Here is a 21,369-nt window from a genome sequence, read left to right as displayed (position 1 = left end):
GCGTGCGCCTCAGAATGTTCCTGTGGAGAGCTGTGGATAACTATTGGGCCGATAGCCGGCTATATACGTGCCTGCGGCAGCACGTAGGGAATGGCGTGGGGTACGCGACCGACTGCGCCCCTGATGCCGTACACCGACGCGATCACCTCCTCGGTGATGGTCTCGACCGGCGTTCCGGCGGCAACGACGCGACCCCGGTGCATGACGACGAGGCGGTCTGCGAACTCGCAGGCGAGGTTGAGGTCGTGCAGAATGGCCAGTGCCGCGCCGCCGCGGGCCACGAAATCTCTCGCAATTTCCAGCACCGATATCTGGTGACCGATGTCGAGGCTTGCCGTCGGTTCGTCCAGAAACAGCGCCTTCGGGCGGCCGTGCTCGACCGGTTCCGACACCTGCGCCAGCACCCGGGCGAACTGCACGCGCTGCTGCTCGCCGCCAGACAACGCCTGATACGACCGAGCCTCGAAACCCTTCAGATCGACGCGGGCAAGCGCCCGTCTGGCATCTTCCGTCGGTGTCAGGCTGCCATGGGCGATGGCGCCCATGCGCACGACCTCGAGCGCGGTGAACGGAAAGGCGATTGCCATCGACTGGGGCAGGACGGCGCGACGCTGTGCGAGATCAACCGGGCGGCAGTCCCTGATGTCGCGGTCGTCGTAGAGGACATGGCCCGCATCGGCCGCGATTTCGCCGGCCATCACCTTGAGAAGCGTCGACTTGCCGGCGCCGTTCGGGCCGAGGACGACCGTGAAGCGGCCGGCGCAGAGCGCAAGATCCACCTGGTCGACGAGCGCGCGGCCGGCGCGGATGACGGAAACCCCGCTTGCCTTGATCATTGCAGGTTCTCCATCTGGGCGCGGCCGGTCCTCCCGAGCAGCAGCATCAGGAACACGGGGGCACCGAGGATCGCAGTGATGATGCCGATCGGTAGTTCCGCCGGCGCGACGACAACGCGGGCGACGCTGTCGGCGAAGAGCAGCAGAGCGGCACCGCCAAGCGCGGATGCCGGCAGCAGGAAGCGGTGCGAAGGACCGATGGCGAGCCTCAGAAGATGCGGGACGACGATGCCGACGAAGGAGATCGAACCGGCGACGGCAACGGTGGCGCCACAGGCGGCGGCGACAGCCAGGATCGACAGCTTCTTCAGGCGCTGGACGGAGATTCCCATGTGATAGGCCGCGGCGTCGCCAAGCACCAGCGCATCGAGCCCGCGGGCGACAAACGGCGTGGCGGCGAGGATGGCAAGGATGAAGGGGAGGGTGGCTGTGACCTTGGCGTAGCTTGCACCGCTGAGCGAGCCGAGGCTCCAGAAGGTGATGTCGCGCAATTGCCTGTCGTCGGCCAAGAAAATCAGCAGTCCGGTGGCGGCGGCGCTCATGGCGCCGATCGCGATGCCCGAAAGGATCAGGGCGGTGGTCGATGTCTGGCCGTTGCGGGTGGCGATCGCGTAGAGCACGAGGGTATTCGCCAACCCGCCAAGGAAGGCCATGATCGGCAGAAAATGCAGGCCGAGCAGCGCCTGCAACGGGGCAAGGACCGTCCCACCAAGCACGATGGCGGTGACGGCGGCGAAGGCGGCGCCCGAGGTGACGCCGACGATGCCCGGATCGGCGAGCGGGTTGCGGAACAGGCCCTGCATCATCGCACCCGAAACGCCGAGGCCAGCGCCAACGAGAAGGCCCAACACCGTGCGCGGCAGGCGCACGGATTCGAGGATCATGCGGTCCTGCTCGGGAAGCGCCGATGCGTCGCCGAACAAATAGCGCAGAAGGTCGGCAAGACCGACCTCCGTGGCGCCGCTGTGGAGCGATACCAGAGCGGCGATGGCGAGCAGAAACATCAGGGCGGCAAGGGTCATGATCCCCTTGCCGGTCCGATCGCCGTCGTCATTGCGGCGGAGCATCAGGGCGATCGCGTTCATGGCGCCAAATGGTCGGGATAGAGCTTCGAGGCGAGTTCGCGAGCCGCTTGCGGGGTGCGCGGGCCGAGGCCCAGAAGGTAGAGACCGTCCATGGCGATCAGCGTGCCGGATTGCCCCGCTGGCGAGGCCTTAAGGGCCGGGATGGCGAAGGCCTCATCCGCTGTCATGTGGCGGCCCGGATTGTTCATGATCAGGATCGCGTCCGGCGCCGCCTCGATCACCGCTTCGTCTGTCAGCGGCTTGTAGCCTTCGACGGATTCCACCGCGTTCGCGGCGCCTGCAAGCCTTATCATGGCATCGGCGGCGGTGTTGCGGCCGGCGGCCATCACGCGGCCGTTTGCCAGAGACAGAGCAAAGAGCACGCGCTTCTTGGCGCCCGTGAGCTTGCCGATTTCGTCGGTCAATGTGGCAAGGCGCGCCTCGACATCGGTAGCCAGCGCCTCCGCTTCTTTTGGCTTGCCGACCGCTGCGCCGACGGCGCGAATCCGGGGCCCGACCGATTTCGCCGTGGGCGGAGTCGGGATCGAGACCAGCGGAACACTGCCCGCCTGAAGAATGGCGATCGTGTCTGCCGGTCCGGCCCCGCTTTCGGCGAGGATCAGGTCGGGGTTCTGGGATATGATGCCTTCGGCAGACAGCTGTCGCATGTATCCGACATCCGGCTTCGTGGCGGCGTCAGCCGGATAAAGACTTGTCGAGTCCCGCGCAACAATGCGATCCTGTACGCCGAGGGCATAGAGGATTTCGGTCACCGTTCCGCCGACCGAGACGATCCGCCGGGCGTCGGGATAGGTGTCATCGGCAAGCGCGGGCGTGGCCACGCAGGCGACCCCGAGGGCAAAGCCGAACAGTCTGGAGATGAAAGCGTTCATATTATCAGGCCTTTGAAAACACGAGGTTTCTTTGGTCGCCGGGCACGAGTTTCCGGCGCGCGTGCGGAGCTCGCGTCGTCGGTTTGCCGAGGGCGTTATAACTTGACTCTAATACGCATGTTTAAATAAGAAGGCAACAGGATCGCGGCGGGCGATAATCGCCGTCGCGGCGAATACCGTGGCAAAGCAAGGGATTGAGGTCGATGTATATCGCAATGAACCGCTTCCGGGTCGTTCCCGGTTACGAAGAAGCTTTCGAGAGCATGTGGCGCAGCCGCCAGGGCAGGCTTGCGGAAATGCCGGGCTATCTCGAGTTCCACATGCTGAAAGGCCCCAAGAGCGACGATCACACGCTTTATGCATCGCATACGGTTTGGGAAACCGAGGAGCACTTCAAGGACTGGACCAAGTCCGAGCAGTTCCGCGCTGCCCATTCCCGCACCGGCGAGAGCAAGGTGCAGTATCTGGCCGGACCGCATTTCGAGGGCTTCCAGGTGATCATCCACGAAGACAGCAAGGGCCAGCGCCTGACCGAGGCCGCGTGATGAGCGCCTTGAGCATCGAAATCGCGCCCGAGACGGCCGAAAAGGCGCGGGCGGCACTGGCCGAGAAGCCGGACGGGGTGGTCGAGGCGATCGCCGCCAATGGCCGCGTCACGCCGCTCGACGTGCTTGCCGTGCTGCCTGAGGGCGCCGCGGTGATCGTGCCGGCCAGTCGGTTCGAGGACATCTGGGCGCGTCTCGGCGCCTGGGGAGACGTCCTGATGATCGTGCATACCGAGGATATCGTGCTTGAAGTCGAAGGCGCGCTGCCTGCCGGCAGCGAAGGCCATGGATGGTTCAACATTCACGGCGACAGCCCGATCGGCGGTCACATCCGCAAGGATCGTTGCGTCTCGATCGTGTTTGTCGATCGTGGTTTCCACGGCCGGCGGTCGTGCTCGGTATGGTTCATGAACAGCGAGGGCAAGGCGATGTTCAAGGTCTTCGTGCGGCGCGATGCCGAACGGAACCTGATCGCCGCGCAACTCGAGCAGTTCGAAACCCTGCGCGGCGACATGGCGTCGGCCTGACACACACGCATTTGCAGCAAGTCCGGAGGAGGCGAGGATCAACGCCTCCTTTCTTTTGTCCCGAACTGTCCCTATTTTCCGCGCTCGTGCTGCGAACTCCGACAGGGACCGATTTTGATTCTTATTTTTCAACGCCTGCTTTTGCTTCGAGTGATCTTGGCCGCATGTCTCGTCTGCGGCAGCTTCGCCGTGACGCCGGTTCTTGCCCAGGCGCCGGCAGCGCCCGCGCAGCTAGAGCAGGCAGGCAAATCGATCGAAACGGCCAGCCAGAGGCTTAACAGTCTTGAAGGCCAGATCGAGGGCCGAAGCACCAACGACGCTGCCCTGACGGAGATCAAGGCGCAGATCGATTCGATCGTGCGGGACCTCCTGAAAATCTCCGTCGACTTGCGGCCGCGTTTCAACGAGGTGAAGTCGCGCCTCACGGAACTGGGAGAGCCGCCGGCCGAAGGAGAGCCGGCGGAGGCTCCCGAGATTACCGACGAGCGCAATCGGCTGAACGCCGAACGGTTGCAGATCAATGCGCTGACGGGACAGGCCGAAGACCTGTCGATCCGCGGGACGACGCTCTCCAATTCCGTGACGGAGATCCGTCGGCAGCTTTTTGCCGACGAGTTGTTCAAGCACACGGATATTTCCGCCGACGTGTTCGCGGAAGCATCCGGAGCCTTCGTGCAGGAAGCCGACCGGTTCGGTCGGGTCGTGTCGAGCTGGTATTCGTTCGTGTGGAAATTCAAGCGCGCCGCGCTCGGCGCCGCCGTGACACTGTCGCTCGTCCTGGCACTGGCACTTGCTTTCTCCGAATATCGCCTCTTCGGAAACCTGATCCGACGCAGTCGGACTCGCGGCAATCCGAATTACATGAGCCGGCTATCGGTGGCGTTCTGGTCGACGATCCTCCCGACGCTGGCGCTCGGGGTCTTCCTGATCTCGAGCTATTTTTTCCTTGATGTTTTCAACGTGCTGCGAGCCGACATCGCGCCGATCGTCCAGGCGCTGTTCGGGTTCGTCGGTCTGGTGGTGTTCGTCTCGCTGCTGGCGACAGCCGTCCTTGCGCCAAGGGAGCCTGACTGGCGGCTGGTGCGGCTGTCGAACAAGGGTGCACGCGACCTCAATTTCGCGGTGCTGATGATGGCCGTGATCAACGGCCTGGACTATGTGGTGGGCTCCGCGACGGAAGCCTTGAGTTCGCCAATCGTCCTGACGGTCGTCAAGAGCCTGATCTCTTCGGTTCTCGTCGGTCTCATCATCTTCATCGTGTCCTTCCTGCGTCCTGTCACGGATGCCAGCGGTGACCCGGCACTGCGCGGACGCCCCTGGCCGAGGACGCTTGCCATCAGCTTCCGCCTGGTCGGGCTCGGTCTCATCCTCGCTGCACTGACCGGCTATGTCGGCTTCGCCCGCTTCATGGCGACCCAGATCGTTGTGACGGGCGCGGTTCTTGTCACCGTCTATCTCGGTATCCTGTCTGGTAAAGCGATTTCCGCGCCCAACCGGTTCGGCGAGACGCTGGTCGGCCGGCGTCTCGGTCAGCGGTTCGCCCTTTCGCCGGTTGCGCTAGACCAGACGGGTCTGGCGGCGGGTCTACTCATCTATGCCTTCGCGATCGCAATCGGCCTGCCGCTCATCCTGTTTTCCTGGGGGTTCAGTCCACGCGACCTGCAACTCCTCGCCTACCAGGCGTTCACCGAGATCTCGATCGGCAGCATTCGAATCTCGCTTGTCGGGATCTTCGGCGGCATCCTTTTGTTCGTGCTGGGCCTTCTTGCGACCCGCTGGTTCCAGAAATGGCTCGACGGCAGCGTCATGGCGCGCTCGCATGTGGATGGCGGTGTGCGCAACTCGGTGAGGACGGCTGTCGGCTATCTTGGAACGGCGCTGGCAGGGCTGATCGGCATTTCCGCAGCCGGGATCGACCTTTCAAGCCTGGCGCTGGTAGCAGGCGCCCTGTCGCTTGGCATCGGCTTCGGATTGCAGAACATCGTTTCGAACTTCGTTTCGGGTCTCATTCTTCTCGCCGAGCGGCCGTTCAAGGTGGGCGACTGGGTGGCGACGGGAACGACGGAAGGCTTCGTGCGGCGCATCTCGGTGCGGGCGACCGAGATCGAGACTTTCCAGCGCCAGTCTATCATTGTCCCGAATTCCGAGCTGATCAACGCGTCTGTCGGCAACTGGACCCACCGCAACCGCCTGGCGCGTATCGATGTGGTCGTCGGAGCCGGATACGACAGCGATCCGCGAAAGGTCATGGAACTCCTTCAGCAGGCGGCGCTGGAGCAGGAGGGCGTGCTGTTGACGCCTGAGCCTTTCGTTATCTTCCTCGGCTTCGGCGCGTCGTCGCTGGACTTCCAGGTTTGTCTGTTCGTGCCCGATATTCTGGACAGTCTTGCCGTGAAGAATGGTGTCCGCATTTCGATTCTGGAAAAATTCCGGGCGGAGGGCATCGAAATTCCCTACCAGAAGCACGACGTCAATCTCTTCGTACGCGAGGTCGTCCAGACCGAACTCGGGCGCGCAACGGGGGCGAAGTTGCCGGATGGCGACCACGGGCAATTGCAAGATCGCCCAGAGGCTGACACAGTCACGCGAGACTGAACGGTCGTTCAGCGTCCGTTCAGTCTCATTCAACTAATAAAGAGGGGCAGGCCCGGAAACACCGGGTCGACTACTGAGAGGCAGCGCTCGCACGCTGGACGAGAATGAAAAGATTTCTGATCGCCATGTCGATGATCTCCGCCGCAGCCGTGCCGGCTTTCTCCGCGACGGTGACCAATTCTGGCTCCGCCCCGGTTGTCCTCGTCGTTGTCGAGGGCGGCAACCGGATGGAGGTGGCGCTCGACGCCGGCCAGACGGAAACCATCTGCCCGGCCGGTTGTTTCCTGACGCTGCCGAACGGCGACCGCGTCGGCCTGGAGGGCGGCGAGACCGTCGACGTGAAGGATGGCTCGGCGACCGTGCGTTGACCACCGCTAACTGCTCTCGCACCGGCGTGGCTGTGGCAAATCTAGCCTGGTGGGATTTACCCTTCGTTAGGCTTTACCAATTCCTCGCGTTTGCCGATTAACTGTTCCCTAAGTGACACGTGCTAGCGTCCGATTCAGTTCGGTCGTTCCCAGAAAAGGCGCAGCATGGCAGTCCTTGGTATTTCCGGAATGCAGTATTCCGGTGAGCAGTTTCCTGATGTTCGTATCCTCGTGGGCGAGGATTCGAATGTCTTCACTTCCATGATCTCGGCGCGGCTGAAGGAACTTCTCGGCATCGATTGCGAAATCTGCCGGACGTTCGAGGATATACAGGCGGCGAACGAGCTGTCGTCCGAGCCGGTGGTTCTTGCCATCTCGAACATCAACCTGCCCGGCGCGGAAAGCGGCGAGGCTCTGGAATATCTCATCGACTGCAATATCCCGACGATCGTCTTCACGGGTACGTTCCACGACGAGACCCGCGAGAAGCTGCTGCAGAAGAACATCGTCGACTATATCCTGAAGGACAGCATCTTCGCCGTCGAAATGCTGATCGAGTCGGTCTATCGCTTCCTGACCAACCATCGCCATCACGTGCTGATCGTCGATGACAGCCCGACCGCCAGAACCCTGCTGTCGAGCCGTCTGAAGCGCTACAATTTCAAGGTCAGCACGGCGGAGAGCGGCGCCAAGGCGCTCGAGATTCTCAAGGCCAATCCGGATATCGGCCTGGTGGTCACCGACTACAACATGCCCGACATCGACGGCTTCGAACTGACCCGCCGTATCCGCGGCGTGCGCGGCTCGCACGAATTGCGCATCATCGGCGTCTCGTCCTCGACGAACCGCCTCCTGTCGGCGCGGTTCCTGAAGGTCGGCGGCAACGACTTCATGCTGCGGCCGTTCATCGACGAGGAATTCTACTGCCGCGTCAACCAGAACCTCGACACCCTGACCCAGATCAGGAGCGCGCAGAAGCGCTAGGCGTCTCTCGCTTCTCTGGCAGCGATACTGCTAGTTTCTGAGCCGTAGCTCGTCGGCGCGCATTTCCAGCGCGCCGAGCGTGCCGATGAAACTCATGCCGAGCAGGCTCTGGCTGAGTTTGCCCTGTTCGGTTACCAGAGCCTCGACATTTTCACGCCAGATCGGACCGATCGATACGCTGCGCAGCCTGACCGGTGCCGCCTGCGCCGTTCCGTTGGCTGTCAGGATGGTGCGAGAGAAGGTCAGCGATTGGGGATCGATGCCCGCCCTGATGGCGTCGTCCCAGCTCAGCGCCACCGATGATGCTCCGGTGTCGACCAGCATCGGCAGTCCCGTGCCATTGACATCGACCGTGGCCTCGAAGTGGCCACCCATCGACTTGTGCAGGACCACCGACTGGGCTCCGTCTGTTTCCTCAACCACCACGGCGCGGCCTGGGACCAGGCTTGCGAGCACCCGATCGCTTACTGCCATCAGGTCGCCGCGATAGACGTATCCCGTGACGAGCGCCAGCACGATCACCACCCAGATCAACATCTGGCGCGCGCTTTCGCCGAGCGACCTGCGGCTCGCCAGGATTCCGGCGCCGATGAGAGCGGCAAAGGGCAGCAGCGTGATCATCTCGCCGAACCGGTCGTTGTCCATGCCGAAGCTCCGGCCGCTGTTATTGTTCATGATCAGCACGACGAGGCCGAAGCCGAGAACCGCGAGCGCGAAACCGAGCCTAAACACCGTCCTGGCGCTCCCTGGCCATGCGGGTGCGACGCGTTTCCCGGCGGGGCTTACGTTCGACCGTTTCCAGCCGCGCCGGAAGCGCGTCCATGATCGCTCGACGTTCGGCGCTGGAATAGCCGATCCAGCCGGCGATTTCGTCGCGCGTGCGGCCGCAGCCGAAACAGTATCCGGTCTTGTCGTCGATGGAGCAGACGAGAATGCAGGGCGATTCCATGAGATGTTCCGTGTTTGCGGCCTAATATTGGTATGTCAGAGCACCAGGGCAAGGCAGAGCAGTGTCACGATCTCGGCAATTTGCTGGCTGGCACCAATGGTGTCGCCGGTGTGGCCGCCGATCTTGCGGGTCACGAAGCTGGCGAAGACCTGGCCGGTCACCGCCGAGGCTGTGATGGCCAGCAGGACGGCAGGAACGATGAACTCCACCGTGCCGAGAACAAGGCAAAGCGCGACACCGCTGATCACGGCGATCCTCCTTGCGGACCGATCCGGTGCGCCAGCCGCGGCCGCCACGCCGTCGGGCCGGGCCTGCGGGAGCGATGACCAGTGCCACACCATGGCGCTGCGGCTGAGGATCGCTGCGATCAGCAAGGCGACGGCGCCGACAAGCGGCGACTGTGCGTCGGCAACGGCCGCGATGGCCGATGCGCGGATGCCAACGGCCAGAACGAGGGCCAACACGCCGTAGCTGCCGACGCGGCTGTCCTTCATGATGGCCAGCATCCTGTCCCGATCGCGGCCCCCGAAGAGGCCGTCGGCGCAGTCCGCGAGACCGTCCTCGTGCAGTGCGCCTGACGATACGATCTGTGTGGCGACGACCAGAAAGCCGACAAGCAGTTCTGGCGCGCCCGTCGCGTCGAGAACGAGGAGCAGCATGGCGGCAGGCAGGGCCACGATCGCACCGGCCAGGGGAAAGGCGCCCGCCATGGCGGAGATAGGCGCCGTATGCCCCTCGTAAAACCGTGAAGGGACGGGAAAGCGGCTGAGAAAGCCGACCGCTCTTACGCTATCGCCCAAAAATCCACGCAATTGCATGGCGATCGACTGCTCCATCGGACGCGACAAATGTCGCTTTTTCATGTTGTGGCCGTGACGCAGCCTCATTATGACAAGCGCACAAAGCCTGATTTACACGAAGATGACAAGAAAGCTTTCTCCATGACGGTCACCGGACTGCCTTTCGACGACTTTCGCACCCTCCTGCGGGATCTGCCGGGACCGGATACGGCCGCGCTCGTTGCCGCGCGCGACCGCGATCGGCAATTGACCAAGCCGCCGGGCGCGCTCGGTCGTCTCGAGGAGATCGCGATGTGGCTGGCAGCGTGGACCGGTCGTCCGCCGGCGGTCAATCGCCCACTGGTTGCCATCTTCGCCGGCAATCACGGTGTCACCAAGCACGGTATCACGCCGTTCCCCTCGTCGGTGACGCAGCAGATGGTCGAGAACTTCGCCGCGGGTGGCGCTGCCATCAACCAGATCTGCGTCGCCAACGACCTCGGGCTGAAGATCTTCGATCTGGCGCTCGATTATCCGACCGGCGACATCACCTGTGAACCGGCTTTGTCGGAGCGCGATTGCGCGGCGACCATGGCCTTCGGCATGGAGGCGATTGCCGGCGGCACCGATCTTCTTTGCGTCGGCGAGATGGGCATCGGCAACACGACGATCGCGGCTGCGATCAACCTCGCGCTTTATGGCGGCACAGCAGAGGAATGGGTCGGACCCGGCACCGGTTCGGAAGGCGACGTCCTGAAGCGGAAGATCGAGGCGGTGGAGAAGGCCGTCGATTTCCACCGTGACCATCTCGGCGATCCGCTCGAAGTGCTGCGCCGTCTCGGCGGGCGCGAAATCGCGGCCATGGCGGGTGCCATCCTGGCCGCCCGCGTCGAGCGCGTTCCGGTGCTGCTCGACGGTTATGTGACGACGGCGGCGGCCTCGATCCTGAAGGCGATGAACCCGTCGGCGCTCGATCACTGCCTGATCGGCCACGTCTCGGCCGAGCCCGGTCACATCAAGGCCATTGACCGTCTTGGTAAGACGCCGCTCCTGGCGCTCGGCATGCGGCTTGGCGAAGGGACAGGCGCTGCACTCGCGGCCGGTATCGTGAAGGCCGCTGCGGCCTGCCATTCGGGCATGGCGACGTTCGAAAGCGCAGGCGTGAGCAACAAGTCCCATGAATGAACACAAGGCACCCGAGCCCGACATCATCGGCAACACCGGAATCCGCAAGGAGAGGGGGATCGCTCACTTCTTTGCCGCGTCCCGCTATTCGTTTCAGGGTTTCAAGCGGCTGACGCAGGAGTCGGCGTTCCGCCACGAACTGCTCGCCTATGCCGGTATCATCGTTCTCTTCGCCGTTTTTGGCGCGTCGTTCAACGATTACCTGCTGTTCAGCGTTCTGGCCTTCGTGCTGTTCGCCGTCGAGGCGCTGAACACGGCGATCGAGGAGATCATCGACCGCATTTCGCCGGAGTTTTCCATCGTCGCAAAACACGCGAAGGATCTGGGTTCCTTCGCCGTTTTCTGCCTTCTCGTGGCCAATGCGGTGTTCGTCGCGAGCGTCGTTGTCCGCACCGCTCTCGCCTAGAACCTGACGGTCGCCATGCTGGCGCGATGATCCGACGGCCACGGCGTCACGACGATATCGGCCTCCGGCGCCTTCTCGCCGACGATGCCGGCCTTAACGACTGTTAGGTTATCCGCCTTACCAAAGGTGAAGTCGATGCGGTCGTGGTGATCCTCGGGATTCGTCGGCTCACTCGTTGGCGTCCAGGTGAAGGCGGGCTTTGCGACTTCATCGGGAAATGCCGCGCGGAAAAGATCGGTGAAGCCGCCTTCCTTCTCGATCCTGAGTGTGGTCGGGTATTCAACGACGGTGGGTTGATGACCGGCCTTGACCGCGGCCTCGGTCCAGTCCCGGTGCGAGGGCTCGTTGAAATCGCCGAAGAGGAACACCGCATCGGCGCCGTCGGCCTCTTTCAGGTCGCTCATCAACAGGTCGAGCGCCGGGCCGCGCGCCGCTTTGGCAGCGGCGACCGCTTCCTTGCCGGTCTTCAGGAACGGCGCCGGCCCGTATTCGATGTTCAGAAGCTGGTAGGGTTGGTAGGGAAAGTCCGTCAGGTGGATGTTGAAGGCGTAGACCTTGCGGTCGCCGACCGCGATCTCGACGCCGAGTTCGTTTGCGGTTGGCTTGCCGATCGGATAGCGGCTGATGATCGCGTTTGCCCAAAGCGCGGGGTTTTCCTCGCTCTGATCGAAGTGGTGGAAGCCAAGCGCTTCGGCGATGCGCGCAGCCACACTCTCGCCGGTGGCGGCGCAATCGTCCGCCTCGCAGACCTCCGGTTCCGGTTTTGTCTCCTGAATGCCGATGATATCGGCACCGGCCGCACGGATGGCGGCGACCGTTTCCTCGACGCCCTTGCCTTCATTGGCGCCGCCGCCCCAGATATTGAAGGACATCACCGTCAATTCGGTTGTCGGCACCTGCGCCTGCGCACTGAAGCAGAGTATCGAGGAGACGAGGGCGGCAAGAAGGGTTGCGCGGGCGCTGAACATCATTTGCTCCGGAACGGCGGTTGATCGGCCCGACGTTATCGCGGAATCGTGACGGCTGGAAGAAGGCGGAAAGCCTTGAAGCAACAGGCCCGACGTTAGGCGAACTGGCGCTTGCGGGGCTCGATCGCCTGGGTTTCGGCAACGGCCGGCAGGCTCTGAAGAACGCGGCTCGCGGGCATGATGGCGATGACCTCGGTCCCTTCGCGCAGCTTGGATTTCAGCTTGAAGTCGCCGCCATGCTTGGCGAGGATGGCCTGGACGATCGGCAGGCCGAGGCCCGTACCCTGTTCGGCGCTCTTGATGGCTATAGATCCCTGGCCGAAAGCCGAGAGCACCACCGGGATTTCCTTTTCCGGAATGCCCGGACCGTTGTCGCGGATGGAAACGTATTGCCCGCCGCCGGCCGTCCAGCCGACCTTCACGGAAATCTCGCCACCCTGCGGTGTGAATTTCACGGCATTGGAAAGCAGGTTGAGGATCACCTGCCGCATGCCCTTTTCGTCGGCCCAGACCTGCGGCAGCTGCTGTTCGAGGTGCGGCGTGATCGAGATGTTCTTGGCCCGCGCGCGCAGTTGCACCATGCCGATGCAGTCGTCGGCGAGCTCGAGCAGCGAGATCGCTTCCTCATTCAGCTCGTATTTGCCCGCCTCGATGCGGGAGAGGTCGAGGATTTCGTTGATGAGGTTCAAAAGGTGCTGGCCGGAGCGATGGATGTCGCCAGCATATTCCTTGTAGAGCGGATTGTTGAGGGGGCCGAGGACTTCGGTCGCCATCACCTCGGAAAAGCCCAGGATCGCGTTGAGCGGGGTGCGAAGCTCGTGCGACATCGAGGCGAGGAAGCGCGACTTGGCGAGGTTGGCCTCCTCGGCCCGGCGACGTGCCTCGTCCGACATGGAATTCGCGACCTCCAGCTCCGCGATCAGGTCATCCTTTTCTGTCTGGAAGGACATGAGCCTGAGGCTGTTCTGGTAGAGCCGGTCGGTCACGTAGACGAAGAACACCATGGCCGTGGTGAACATCGCGGTAAGGCCGATATCGAGTGGCTGGCGGGTGGTGCCGGCGATGAGGCTGAGGACAAGGACAGTCGGCAAGAAGCCGACGAGTACCGCCTGTCGCAACAGCATGTTGGCCATGGCCGTGATCGACAGGACGATGAGAAGGACCGCGCCCTTGTAGAGGATGTATGTATTGCCGTCGCAGGCTGAACAATCCTGCCAGGCGAACACAGCCCAGCACGATCCCATCGCGACCTGGCCGACGAGCAAGGCGGTACGCCATTTGCCGACAGTGGTCTGGGTGATCTCGCTCTTGATCGCCTTCCGGGCCAGCACGATATTGAGGGCGTGGACAGAGAGCGTCAGAAGTGCCCAGAGATAGAGTTCCGGCCGGAGGTCGAGATAGGCGCCGACACCGCCGACGAGCATCACCAGAACCGGCATGATCGCAGCACCCTGAAGGCTCGACGAGAGATACATCCTGAGCATTTCGGGAGCAAACGCACCGGTGGCATTGTTGCCGGACTGCAGCCGCTCGCGCGTAGTGCGGACGGCTTTCGCCACCGCCTTGTCGCGGTGCTTGCGCGTCAGGTCGACGATGTTCTTGTCGGTCGAGGAACTTGCGTCTGTACTCATGACGATCTGACGATTTCACCAAACTCACGACAGACTAGAGGCGATTTCTTAAGAAGATGCTTCGCTAAAGGATTTGTTTGCCATGAAACTCAACGGATCGCCCCGCCGTTCAGGATTTCGCCGGGACGACTGGGAGAATGGCGTCGATGGAGAACACATGCACGACCTCGATGAGCTGAGGCTGGCAATCGCCGGCTGCCGGAAATGCCGCGATGCGCCAGATGGCGGACCGGAGCGCCGTATGCCGCACGAGCCGCGGCCCGTACCCGTGATTTCCGCAACGGCAAGGGTGCTAATCGCGAGCCAGGCGCCCGGCATGAAGGCGCATCAGAGCGGACTGACCTTCAACGACGCCTCCGGCGACCGGCTGCGGGATTGGTTGGGGGTGGACCGGGAGACCTTCTACGATCGCGATCGCTTTGCCATCGTCCCGATGGGCTTCTGTTTTCCGGGATATGACGCCGAGGGGCACGATCTGCCGCCGCGGCGGGAGTGCGCGCCGCTGTGGCGGGCAACGGTGATGGCGTCGATGCCGCAGATCGAGCTTATTCTGGTCATCGGCCAGTATGCGCAGGCCTGGCACATGCGCGACCACCGGCAGAAGACGATGACCGACACCGTGAAGAACTGGCGGGCCATGTTCTTCGCCAACGACATCTTTCCGCGCGTGCTGCCTCTGCCGCATCCAAGCTGGCGCAATACCGGCTGGCTGAAGAGAAATCCGTGGTTCGAGGCAGAGGTGTTGCCGGTGCTGCGGAAAGAGGTGGAGCGAATGATCGCCTAGAAAGATAGAGTTTGTTTTAATGTCTTCGTTCTATAAGACGGAGGGAACGTGAAAGGCATGCAATGGACCGACTAGACCGAAAGATTCTGCGTATCCTCCAGGAAGATTCGACGCTCGCCGTCGCCGACCTCGCCAAGAAGGTTGGACTGTCGACGACGCCGTGCTGGCGCCGTATCCAGAAGATGGAAGAGGACGGTGTGATCCGCCGGCGCGTGGCGCTGCTCGATCCGGCCAAGGTCAACACCAAGGTGACTGTCTTCGTGTCGATCCGCACCAATACGCATTCGATCGAATGGCTGAAGCGCTTCTCCGAAGTTATCGCCGAATTTCCGGAGGTGGTCGAATTCTACCGCATGAGCGGCGACGTCGACTATCTGCTGCGCGTCGTCGTGCCAGACATCGCCGCCTACGACGCCTTCTACAAGCGGATGATCGCCAAGATCGAAATCCGCGACGTCTCCTCGGCGTTTGCCATGGAGCAGATCAAGTACACGACCGAGCTGCCGCTCGACTACATGGTGATCGACAACCAGAAGTCCGGCGAGGAATAGGCCGACCGCCTCAGCTCTTCAGTTTGGCGATGCGCTTCGGGTCGCGCAGTTCCCTCTGGGCATCCTTGCCAATCCAGCGGGCTGAGGGATCGCCGCTTTCCGCAAGCCTTTCGGCCAGCGGCAGCGTGTGGTCGTGGCATTTGCGGCTGCGCTTGCCGATGTTGCGCAGTGCCCAGTTGACAGCCTTCTTCACGAAATTGCGGGGATCGACAGCGTATCGCTCGATCAGCGCCAGCCAGGCGATGAAGGTCTCGTCCGGCTCCTTCTTGTTGTGCACCGTCGCACCGGCAAGCATGGCAAATGCCGTGCGCCGCACGAACTCTCGCTCGTCTTTCGCAAATTCTTCGACAAGTTCGCGCCAGAAGGGCGTCTCGGTCAGAAGATCGGAGGCGGCATCGACGATTTCCCAGGAGTTGAAATCGGCCGCAAGGCGCCGGATGTCGTCCCGCGACAACTGCGCGGGATCGAATGTCCATATCGCCAGCAGCCGCGCCTCGCGGATGCCGCTTTCCCAGAGCGCGGACGCCCGCGCCTGATTGCTGCCGATCGCCTTTGCGATTTTCTGGATGGCCGGATTGCCGATCCCCAGCGCATCTTCGGTGACGATGCCATAGCGGGCCATGCCGGCGATATTTTCATCGGACCGCATCGTTCGCAGATGCGCGATGATGTCCTCGGCGGAGGAGGACGGGCCGATCACTTGGATTCCAGCCTCGCGAGAAGCGAGGACGTATCCCAGCGCTTGCCGCCGAGCTTTTGAACTTCGCCATAGAACTGGTCGACCAGCGCCGTCACCGGCAGATTGGCGCCATTGCGACGGGCCTCCGACAGCACGATGTCGAGGTCCTTGCGCATCCAGTCGACGGCGAAGCCGAAGTCGTACTTGCCGGCGTTCATGGTCTTGTGGCGGTTTTCCATCTGCCAGGAGCCGGCGGCTCCCTTGGAGATGACTTCGACCACCTTCTCGATATCGAGACCGGCTTTCTTGCCGAAGTGGATCGACTCGGCCAGCCCCTGGACGAGGCCGGCGATGCAGATCTGGTTCATCATCTTGGCGAGCTGGCCGCAGCCGGCCGGACCCATCAGGCCGACCATGCGGGCATAGGCGTCGATGACCGGCCGCGCCTGTTCGAAGGTCGCTTCATCGCCGCCGCACATGACCGTGAGCACGCCGTTCTCAGCGCCGGCCTGTCCGCCGGAGACGGGCGCGTCGACGAAGCCGCAGCCGCGTGTTTTCGCCGCTGCTTCCAGCTCTCGGGCGATCTCTGCGGAGGCGGTGGTATTGTCGATCAGGACGGCGCCTGATTTCATCGCGCCGATGACGCCCTGGTCGGCGAGGGTAACGGACCGCAGGTCGTCGTCATTGCCAACGCAGGTGAAGACGAAATCAGCGCCCTCGGCAGCCTTTGCCGGCGTCTCGGCCGATGTGCCGCCGTACTGTTTCACCCAGGCATCGGCCTTTGCGGTCGTGCGATTGTAGACCGTGACGTCGTGGCCGCCTTTCACCTTCAGGTGTCCCGCCATCGGATACCCCATGACGCCCAAACCGATGAACGCTACCTTCGCCATGCCTTAAACTCCTGTCTTGCCTTGTTGGCCGAACGATTAAAGCATGTGGGCGCCCGACGAAAGGGGCTGTCAGGGTCGCCGATGCGATGGCAGGCTGCGTGGCTGGATTGGCTCACGCCAGTCGCGCGATCACCAGATGGCCGGGGCTCGGCTCGCCGTCCTGCATGCGCACATTGATCTCGGTGACTTCCAGAAGCTCGAAACCGGTCGCCGCCAGGCGGTCGCGGATATAGGCCTCGGAATGCAGGAAGCGCTGATGCGGGCCGACGGCATAGGTGCCGGTTCCGGATGGCAGCGTTTCCGACGAGAAGACGAAGATGCCGCCCTGTTCCATGTTTTCGGCGGCACCGAAGAACAGCGGTTCCAGCGCGCCGAGATAGGGCAGCACATCCGTGGCGGTGACGAGGTCGAACGCGTCCTCGTCATTGTCTTCGAGGTAGTCCTCGACCTCCGCCACGTAGAGGGTCTCGTACAGGTCCTTTTCGTGGGCAAGCTCGACCATGTTTTCCGAGATGTCGATGCCGGTGATGTCCTCGACCATGTCGCGGAGCGCGCCACCGGTCAGGCCGGTGCCGCAGCCGAGATCGAGCATACGCTTGAAGGGCCCAAGCTTCAGTTCCTGGAGGCGCTGGCGCACGAGCATGGGAACGGCATAGCCGAGCTGCTCCACCAGGATATCCTCGAAGGCGGCGGCGTGCTGGTCGAACAGGGTCTCGACATAGGCGTCAGGCGCCTTCGGCGGCGCTTCGCCACGACCGAGTGCGGCGATGCGCACCGATGCGCCGCCGTGATCATCGGGATCGAGCGCGAGGCATTCCTCATAGGCCTTGACCGCGGCGTCGACCTCTCCGGCCTTCTCGTGCGCCAGGGCGCGGTTATAGGCCTCCGCCAGGGCTTCCTCGTCGATCTTGGCCATTGTCGTCTCCTGAAGGTCGTTTGAGGCGGGCTCTAAAGCTTCGCCGCCGCTTTGGCAATGCAAAGCGGGGTGGAACCGGAATTTCCATTTCTCCGTTCTCCTTTGAACGAACGGAGCGAGCGATGGATACGCAGGAGACCATTTTCGAGAAGACGGAGCGACCGGGGCCGACGGCGCCAAGGCTTCCGTCGTCGTCCGGCGAGAAGGCCAACATGATCATCCACTACTATCGCGGGGAACTCGGCCGGATGACGAGTTGGCGCGACCGCATCGACCGCACGTCGAACTGGGCCATGACGGTGGTCGCCGGACTGCTGTCGGTGTCGCTGTCGACGCCAACCTCTCACCACGGCGTCGTGCTGTTCGCGATGCTGATCATCTCCGTGTTCCTGATGATCGAGGCCCGGCGCTATCGGTTCTTCGACGTTTACAGGGCGCGGGTGCGGCAGCTGGAGCGACACTATTTCGCGCAGGCCCTGTTGCCACAGGCCGAACTCAATGCCGATTGGGCGGGGGCGATTGCCAACAGCCTACGGTCGCCGGCCTTTCTGATGACCCGGCGTCAGGCCGTGGCGCGCCGCATCCGCCGGAACTACGGCTGGATGTACCTGATCCTGCTGCTCGCCTGGAGCCTCAAGATTTCGACACCCAAGCTTCTGCCCAACCAGCCGGCGACCGATCTGGTCTGGTCGTGGGGACATCTGGTGCAGAATGCCAGCCTTGGCCCGCTGCCCGGTTGGTCGGTGCTCATGACGGTCGGTCTGGTGCACCTCGCAATCCTCTATTTCGCCGTCCGGCGCGAGCCTGACAACGGCGAGTTCGCCTATGGCGAGGTGCATGTCTGAGCGAGGTCAGTGCAGAATGAATTCGCCGTTCAGATGTCTCCATTCGCTGGCGCCGATCAGCTTGCGGTGCACGTAGCGCACCGAGTGCAGAGGGCCGTCGAGCTTTTCCTGCCAGAATTTGAGGAAGCTTTTCATTTCGGGGAAGTCCGGCGCCAGGTCGTAGTGCTGCCAGAGATAGGTTTGCAGAAGAGCCGGGTGGTCCGGCATGCGGTAGAGGATCTGCGCCGTCGTCAGGCCATAGCCCTTCAACATCATGTCCATGTCTGCGTTCATGTCCGCCTCGTCAAGCTGTTCCCATTTTTTTGTGCTCCGCCCGGGAGCTTCCTCAATGGAAACAAGGGATGCTTAACCGAAGCTTAACGGATCGTCGTCAAAAGAGATTTTCTCTTTTTCTTTCAGATTGTTAGCAGCCAATCGGTGAGAGTGCTGACAAGCGCTTACCGGACGAGGTGGCGCGTCAGGCGTCGCTCTATCGCCGCCCAGGCATGCCGCATGGTCTCGACGATCGCGAGGTAGAAAATCGCCGCCCAGAGATAGGCCTGATAGTCGAAAGTACGCGAAAAGGCGTAGCGCGTCTGGCCCATCAGGTCGAAGACCGTGACGATGGAGACGACGGCCGAGCCCTTGATCAGCAGGATGATTTCGTTGCCGTAGGGTCGAAGCGCGACGATGAGGGCTTGCGGCAGGACGATCTTCCAGAAGGTGACGAGTTTCGGCAGGCCCAAGCTCGCGGCGCCTTCATGCTGACCCTTCGGCACGCTCTGGATCGCGCCGCGAAGGATTTCCGCCTGGTAGGCGGCGGTGTTCAGCGTCAGCGCCAGCAGGCCGCAATACCAGGCCTCGCGGAAGAACCACCACAGGCCGATGCTCTCGAAGAAGCCACGGAAGCTGCCGAGGCCGTAGTAGATCAGGAAGAGCTGGGCGAGCAGGGGCGTGCCGCGGAACACATAGACGTAACCGAAACCGATGGCGTTCAGCACGGAATTCTTCGACATGCGGGCGAAGACGAGCGGGACGGAGAGCAGGGCGCCGAGTGCCACCGACACCGTCACCAGCGATACCGTGACCCACAGGCCTTCGAGATAGCGGGGGCCGTAGCGGACGAATTTATCCGTGTCCCAACCTGTGACGATCATCGCAAGGAGGCTCGCGGCCAGCAGCAGCCAGAGCGCCATCATGCCGGTGCCAATGATGCGGCCGGCGGTCAACGGCTTGGGAGCCGGCGGCGGCGCCGGGCGCGGGTCGATCATGTGTTCGGCGACGCTCATCGCGGTGCCTCCGATCGTTTGGTCCAGCGGTCGATGAAGCGGATGCCGATCGAGGAGACTACCGCAAGCGCGAGATAAAGGGCGCAGGCGATCAGGTAGAAGAAAAACGCTTCCTTGGTCACTTTCGCCGCAATGCCGGTCTGGCGGATGATGTCCGAAAGGCCGACCACCGAGACGAGCGCGGTATCCTTCAACAGGTTCATCCAGAGGTTCACGAGGCCGGGGAGGGCGATGCGGATCAACTGCGGCAGGACGATCAGACGAAGTGTCCGGCCGCCGGAAAGACCGAGTGCGTGACCGGCTTCGTACTGTCCCTTGGGAATGGCCTTGAAGGCCGATTGCAGGACTTCAGAACAGTAGGAGGAAAAGACCACCGCGAGCGCGATCATGCCGGCGAAGAAGGCGTTGATCTCGATGCGCTGCTCGATGCCGAGCGCTGTCAGCGTCGACTGGATGAGGATCTGCAGGCCATAGTAGACGATGAAGAGCGTCAGGAGCTCCGGCAGTCCGCGAAAAATGGTGGTGTAGATGCCGGCGGCGGTGCGCAGGCTGCGCTCGCCCGACTGGGAGCCAAGGGCCACGAAGAAGCCGATGGCAAGGCCGACCGGCAAGGTGGCGATGGCAAGCGAGAGGGAGACGCGAAAACCGAACGCGATCTCGTCACCCCAGCCTTCGGCCCCACAGGACAGGATCGACGACGGACCAAGCAGCGTGAACACACCCACCGGTCCGCACAGCGGATCGACCAGATGTCCGGCGGATGCAAGGAAAGACCCGATCGCGGAAAGGGCTCCGCCCATAAATTTCTATCCCCTCGCGGCAGGCGCCGCGTTTCTTGTTATCCGGTCTTTTTCCAGCAAAAACGGCGGAAGGGCAACCCTTCCGCCGTCTTGTATCAACAGAACGTCTGGCGCTTATTCGCCGTAGACGTCGAAATCGAAGTACTTGTCGTTGATTTCCTTGTACTTGCCGTTGGCACGGATCGCGTCGATGGCGGCATTGAACTTTTCGGCCAGCTCGGTTTCGCCCTTGCGGATGGCGATGCCGGCGCCTTCGCCGTTGATTTCAACGTCGACCGGAAGGGTCGCCAGGATCTTGCAGCAGCTGCCGGCGTCGGACTTGACCCACTCGGAGAGAACGACGACGTCGTCGACGACTGCATCGACGCGGCCGTTGGAGATGTCGAGCTTGTACTCGTCAGCGGTCGGGTAAAGCTTCAGCTCGGAATCCGGCATGTGCTTTTCGGCGTAGTTGGAGTGGGTCGTCGAACCCTGGGCGCCGATGACCTTGCCCTTCAGGCCTTCGGCCGTGGCGTCGGTGATCGGGCTGTCCTTCGGCACGGCAAGTGCCGGCGGCGTGTTGTAGTACTTGTGGGTGAAGTCGACCTTTTCGGCGCGCTCAGGCGTGATCGACATCGAGGCGATGATGGCGTCGAACTTCTTGGCCTGCAGGGCGGGAATGATGCCGTCCCAATCGTTGGTGACGAACTCGCAGGTGACCTTCATCTCCTCGCAAAGTGCCTTGGCGATGTCGATGTCGAAGCCGACGAGCGTGCCGTCCGCCTCGAGGTTGTTGAAGGGCGGGTAGGCGCCTTCGGTGCCGATGATCAGCTTGTCTTCAGCCATCGCGCTGCCGGCGAAGAGCGACAGGGCGGCGATCGATGCAGCGGCGAAGAAGCGGGTGGAAATACGCATGAGATCCTCTCT

25 protein-coding genes are annotated in these 21,369 nt (G+C 62.7%); 10 read left to right on the top strand and 15 right to left on the bottom strand.

Translation table 11 applies throughout. The annotated features are described in order from the left end of the window. Positions 1 to 59: 59 nt before the first annotated feature. Genes J5J09_RS13320 through J5J09_RS13310 form a run of 3 tightly spaced genes read right to left on the bottom strand, consistent with a single transcriptional unit; the run spans position 60 to position 2,793 of the window. Positions 60 to 836 carry a heme ABC transporter ATP-binding protein gene (locus J5J09_RS13320; RefSeq protein WP_208551378.1) on the bottom strand — a complete coding sequence of 259 codons (777 nt, stop codon included), beginning with the start codon at positions 834 to 836 and terminating at the stop codon, positions 60 to 62. Then, the gene (locus J5J09_RS13315; RefSeq protein ID WP_208551377.1) at positions 833 to 1,921 is read right to left on the bottom strand and encodes an iron ABC transporter permease; all 1,089 of its coding nucleotides are present in this window, start codon (positions 1,919 to 1,921) and stop codon (positions 833 to 835) included. The genes J5J09_RS13320 and J5J09_RS13315 overlap by 4 nt, the downstream gene beginning before the upstream one ends. Then, on the bottom strand, positions 1,918 to 2,793 hold the full coding sequence (locus J5J09_RS13310; protein ID WP_208551376.1) for an ABC transporter substrate-binding protein: 876 nt from the start codon (positions 2,791 to 2,793) through the stop codon (positions 1,918 to 1,920). Before J5J09_RS13310 ends, J5J09_RS13315 begins: the two co-directional genes overlap by 4 nt. A gap of 203 nt (positions 2,794 to 2,996) precedes the next feature. On the opposite strand from J5J09_RS13310, the gene J5J09_RS13305 reads away from it, so the two are divergent. The 5 genes from J5J09_RS13305 to J5J09_RS13285 all read left to right on the top strand — a co-directional run bounded on the left by J5J09_RS13305 (position 2,997) and on the right by J5J09_RS13285 (position 7,812). After that, positions 2,997 to 3,338: an antibiotic biosynthesis monooxygenase gene (locus J5J09_RS13305; protein WP_208551375.1), complete on the top strand. Its 342-nt coding sequence runs from the start codon at positions 2,997 to 2,999 to the stop codon at positions 3,336 to 3,338. After that, complete coding sequence (gene hutX, locus J5J09_RS13300; protein ID WP_208551374.1) at positions 3,338 to 3,865, top strand: heme utilization cystosolic carrier protein HutX; 528 nt, start codon at positions 3,338 to 3,340, stop codon at positions 3,863 to 3,865. The genes J5J09_RS13305 and hutX overlap by 1 nt, the downstream gene beginning before the upstream one ends. Positions 3,866 to 4,021: 156 nt before the next feature. Next, entirely contained in the window at positions 4,022 to 6,460 is a 2,439-nt protein-coding gene (locus J5J09_RS13295) for a mechanosensitive ion channel domain-containing protein (protein WP_246745840.1), read from the top strand. A gap of 104 nt (positions 6,461 to 6,564) precedes the next feature. After that, positions 6,565 to 6,828 (top strand): hypothetical protein, encoded by a 264-nt coding sequence (locus J5J09_RS13290; protein WP_208551373.1) that lies wholly within the window; start codon positions 6,565 to 6,567, stop codon positions 6,826 to 6,828. Between the two features lie 165 nt (positions 6,829 to 6,993). Continuing rightward, positions 6,994 to 7,812: a response regulator gene (locus J5J09_RS13285; RefSeq protein ID WP_208551372.1), complete on the top strand. Its 819-nt coding sequence runs from the start codon at positions 6,994 to 6,996 to the stop codon at positions 7,810 to 7,812. Positions 7,813 to 7,842: 30 nt separating this feature from the next. Here the strand turns inward: J5J09_RS13285 and J5J09_RS13280 are convergent, their stop codons facing one another. The 3 genes from J5J09_RS13280 to cobS are packed head-to-tail and all read right to left on the bottom strand — an operon-like array spanning position 7,843 to position 9,624. Continuing rightward, positions 7,843 to 8,487 carry a TIGR02281 family clan AA aspartic protease gene (locus tag J5J09_RS13280; RefSeq protein WP_208553577.1) on the bottom strand — a complete coding sequence of 215 codons (645 nt, stop codon included), beginning with the start codon at positions 8,485 to 8,487 and terminating at the stop codon, positions 7,843 to 7,845. Between the two features lie 49 nt (positions 8,488 to 8,536). Next, positions 8,537 to 8,761 (bottom strand): DUF1289 domain-containing protein, encoded by a 225-nt coding sequence (locus J5J09_RS13275; RefSeq protein WP_208551371.1) that lies wholly within the window; start codon positions 8,759 to 8,761, stop codon positions 8,537 to 8,539. Between the two features lie 35 nt (positions 8,762 to 8,796). After that, entirely contained in the window at positions 8,797 to 9,624 is an 828-nt protein-coding gene (gene cobS / locus J5J09_RS13270; protein WP_348646459.1) for an adenosylcobinamide-GDP ribazoletransferase, read from the bottom strand. Positions 9,625 to 9,702: 78 nt separating this feature from the next. Between cobS and cobT the strand changes: the two genes are divergently transcribed. Both cobT and J5J09_RS13260 read left to right on the top strand, forming a co-directional pair. Then, a complete protein-coding gene (gene cobT, locus J5J09_RS13265; RefSeq protein WP_208551370.1) occupies positions 9,703 to 10,725 on the top strand; it encodes a nicotinate-nucleotide--dimethylbenzimidazole phosphoribosyltransferase in 1,023 nt (340 codons plus the stop codon). After that, complete coding sequence (locus J5J09_RS13260; protein ID WP_208551369.1) at positions 10,718 to 11,131, top strand: diacylglycerol kinase; 414 nt, start codon at positions 10,718 to 10,720, stop codon at positions 11,129 to 11,131. Before cobT ends, J5J09_RS13260 begins: the two co-directional genes overlap by 8 nt. Here the strand turns inward: J5J09_RS13260 and J5J09_RS13255 are convergent. Then, positions 11,128 to 12,099, bottom strand: coding sequence for an endonuclease/exonuclease/phosphatase family protein (locus tag J5J09_RS13255; RefSeq protein ID WP_208551368.1), 972 nt, complete (start codon positions 12,097 to 12,099; stop codon positions 11,128 to 11,130). The genes J5J09_RS13260 and J5J09_RS13255 overlap by 4 nt on opposite strands. A 95-nt stretch (positions 12,100 to 12,194) precedes the next feature. Next, positions 12,195 to 13,730, bottom strand: coding sequence for a HAMP domain-containing sensor histidine kinase (locus J5J09_RS13250; RefSeq protein ID WP_208551367.1), 1,536 nt, complete (start codon positions 13,728 to 13,730; stop codon positions 12,195 to 12,197). Between the two features lie 157 nt (positions 13,731 to 13,887). On the opposite strand from J5J09_RS13250, the gene J5J09_RS13245 reads away from it, so the two are divergent. Together J5J09_RS13245 and J5J09_RS13240 are read left to right on the top strand one after the other, a co-directional pair. Beyond that, positions 13,888 to 14,514, top strand: coding sequence for a uracil-DNA glycosylase family protein (locus tag J5J09_RS13245; protein WP_208553575.1), 627 nt, complete (start codon positions 13,888 to 13,890; stop codon positions 14,512 to 14,514). Positions 14,515 to 14,576: 62 nt separating this feature from the next. Beyond that, complete coding sequence (locus tag J5J09_RS13240; protein ID WP_208551366.1) at positions 14,577 to 15,065, top strand: Lrp/AsnC family transcriptional regulator; 489 nt, start codon at positions 14,577 to 14,579, stop codon at positions 15,063 to 15,065. A gap of 10 nt (positions 15,066 to 15,075) precedes the next feature. On the opposite strand, the gene J5J09_RS13235 is transcribed toward J5J09_RS13240, so the two are convergent. The 3 genes from J5J09_RS13235 to J5J09_RS13225 all read right to left on the bottom strand — a co-directional run bounded on the left by J5J09_RS13235 (position 15,076) and on the right by J5J09_RS13225 (position 17,550). Continuing rightward, positions 15,076 to 15,765, bottom strand: a complete 690-nt coding sequence (locus tag J5J09_RS13235) for a DNA alkylation repair protein (protein WP_208551365.1) — start codon at positions 15,763 to 15,765, stop codon at positions 15,076 to 15,078. After that, positions 15,762 to 16,634, bottom strand: a complete 873-nt coding sequence (locus J5J09_RS13230) for an NAD(P)-dependent oxidoreductase (RefSeq protein ID WP_208551364.1) — start codon at positions 16,632 to 16,634, stop codon at positions 15,762 to 15,764. Before J5J09_RS13230 ends, J5J09_RS13235 begins: the two co-directional genes overlap by 4 nt. Positions 16,635 to 16,746: 112 nt before the next feature. Further along, positions 16,747 to 17,550, bottom strand: a complete 804-nt coding sequence (locus tag J5J09_RS13225; RefSeq protein ID WP_208551363.1) for a methyltransferase domain-containing protein — start codon at positions 17,548 to 17,550, stop codon at positions 16,747 to 16,749. Between the two features lie 122 nt (positions 17,551 to 17,672). On the opposite strand from J5J09_RS13225, the gene J5J09_RS13220 reads away from it, so the two are divergent. Then, entirely contained in the window at positions 17,673 to 18,395 is a 723-nt protein-coding gene (locus J5J09_RS13220) for a DUF2270 domain-containing protein (RefSeq protein ID WP_208551362.1), read from the top strand. Positions 18,396 to 18,401: 6 nt separating this feature from the next. On the opposite strand, the gene J5J09_RS13215 is transcribed toward J5J09_RS13220, so the two are convergent. The 4 genes from J5J09_RS13215 to J5J09_RS13200 all read right to left on the bottom strand — a co-directional run bounded on the left by J5J09_RS13215 (position 18,402) and on the right by J5J09_RS13200 (position 21,357). Continuing rightward, complete coding sequence (locus J5J09_RS13215) at positions 18,402 to 18,668, bottom strand: usg protein (RefSeq protein ID WP_208551361.1); 267 nt, start codon at positions 18,666 to 18,668, stop codon at positions 18,402 to 18,404. 164 nt (positions 18,669 to 18,832) lie between these two features. After that, entirely contained in the window at positions 18,833 to 19,663 is an 831-nt protein-coding gene (locus tag J5J09_RS13210) for an ABC transporter permease (RefSeq protein WP_208551360.1), read from the bottom strand. Next, on the bottom strand, positions 19,660 to 20,463 hold the full coding sequence (locus J5J09_RS13205; protein WP_208551359.1) for an ABC transporter permease: 804 nt from the start codon (positions 20,461 to 20,463) through the stop codon (positions 19,660 to 19,662). The genes J5J09_RS13210 and J5J09_RS13205 overlap by 4 nt, the downstream gene beginning before the upstream one ends. Before the next feature lie 114 nt (positions 20,464 to 20,577). After that, complete coding sequence (locus J5J09_RS13200) at positions 20,578 to 21,357, bottom strand: ABC transporter substrate-binding protein (RefSeq protein WP_208551358.1); 780 nt, start codon at positions 21,355 to 21,357, stop codon at positions 20,578 to 20,580. Positions 21,358 to 21,369 lie beyond the last annotated feature (12 nt).

The organism is Ciceribacter sp. L1K22 (assembly GCF_017599385.1).
Lineage (GTDB): Bacteria > Pseudomonadota > Alphaproteobacteria > Rhizobiales > Rhizobiaceae > Allorhizobium.
Note: the sequence above shows the minus strand (reverse complement) of the source record. Positions and strands in the feature narration are given on the sequence as shown.

Bases quoted from the DNA above. Each gene is read 5' to 3' on its own strand.
- J5J09_RS13320 (WP_208551378.1), bottom strand. From the start codon at position 836: ATGATCAAGGCAAGCGGGGTTTCCGTCATCCGCGCCGGCCGCGCGCTC.
- J5J09_RS13315 (WP_208551377.1), bottom strand. From the start codon at position 1,921: ATGAACGCGATCGCCCTGATGCTCCGCCGCAATGACGACGGCGATCGG.
- J5J09_RS13310 (WP_208551376.1), bottom strand. From the start codon at position 2,793: ATGAACGCTTTCATCTCCAGACTGTTCGGCTTTGCCCTCGGGGTCGCC.
- J5J09_RS13305 (WP_208551375.1), top strand. From the start codon at position 2,997: ATGTATATCGCAATGAACCGCTTCCGGGTCGTTCCCGGTTACGAAGAA.
- hutX (WP_208551374.1), top strand. From the start codon at position 3,338: ATGAGCGCCTTGAGCATCGAAATCGCGCCCGAGACGGCCGAAAAGGCG.
- J5J09_RS13290 (WP_208551373.1), top strand. From the start codon at position 6,565: ATGAAAAGATTTCTGATCGCCATGTCGATGATCTCCGCCGCAGCCGTG.
- J5J09_RS13285 (WP_208551372.1), top strand. From the start codon at position 6,994: ATGGCAGTCCTTGGTATTTCCGGAATGCAGTATTCCGGTGAGCAGTTT.
- J5J09_RS13280 (WP_208553577.1), bottom strand. From the start codon at position 8,487: ATGAACAATAACAGCGGCCGGAGCTTCGGCATGGACAACGACCGGTTC.
- J5J09_RS13275 (WP_208551371.1), bottom strand. From the start codon at position 8,761: ATGGAATCGCCCTGCATTCTCGTCTGCTCCATCGACGACAAGACCGGA.
- cobS (WP_348646459.1), bottom strand. From the start codon at position 9,624: ATGAAAAAGCGACATTTGTCGCGTCCGATGGAGCAGTCGATCGCCATG.
- cobT (WP_208551370.1), top strand. From the start codon at position 9,703: ATGACGGTCACCGGACTGCCTTTCGACGACTTTCGCACCCTCCTGCGG.
- J5J09_RS13260 (WP_208551369.1), top strand. From the start codon at position 10,718: ATGAATGAACACAAGGCACCCGAGCCCGACATCATCGGCAACACCGGA.
- J5J09_RS13255 (WP_208551368.1), bottom strand. From the start codon at position 12,099: ATGTTCAGCGCCCGCGCAACCCTTCTTGCCGCCCTCGTCTCCTCGATA.
- J5J09_RS13250 (WP_208551367.1), bottom strand. From the start codon at position 13,730: ATGAGTACAGACGCAAGTTCCTCGACCGACAAGAACATCGTCGACCTG.
- J5J09_RS13245 (WP_208553575.1), top strand. From the start codon at position 13,888: ATGCACGACCTCGATGAGCTGAGGCTGGCAATCGCCGGCTGCCGGAAA.
- J5J09_RS13240 (WP_208551366.1), top strand. From the start codon at position 14,577: ATGGACCGACTAGACCGAAAGATTCTGCGTATCCTCCAGGAAGATTCG.
- J5J09_RS13230 (WP_208551364.1), bottom strand. From the start codon at position 16,634: ATGGCGAAGGTAGCGTTCATCGGTTTGGGCGTCATGGGGTATCCGATG.
- J5J09_RS13225 (WP_208551363.1), bottom strand. From the start codon at position 17,550: ATGGCCAAGATCGACGAGGAAGCCCTGGCGGAGGCCTATAACCGCGCC.
- J5J09_RS13220 (WP_208551362.1), top strand. From the start codon at position 17,673: ATGGATACGCAGGAGACCATTTTCGAGAAGACGGAGCGACCGGGGCCG.
- J5J09_RS13215 (WP_208551361.1), bottom strand. From the start codon at position 18,668: ATGAACGCAGACATGGACATGATGTTGAAGGGCTATGGCCTGACGACG.
- J5J09_RS13210 (WP_208551360.1), bottom strand. From the start codon at position 19,663: ATGAGCGTCGCCGAACACATGATCGACCCGCGCCCGGCGCCGCCGCCG.
- J5J09_RS13205 (WP_208551359.1), bottom strand. From the start codon at position 20,463: ATGGGCGGAGCCCTTTCCGCGATCGGGTCTTTCCTTGCATCCGCCGGA.
- J5J09_RS13200 (WP_208551358.1), bottom strand. From the start codon at position 21,357: ATGCGTATTTCCACCCGCTTCTTCGCCGCTGCATCGATCGCCGCCCTG.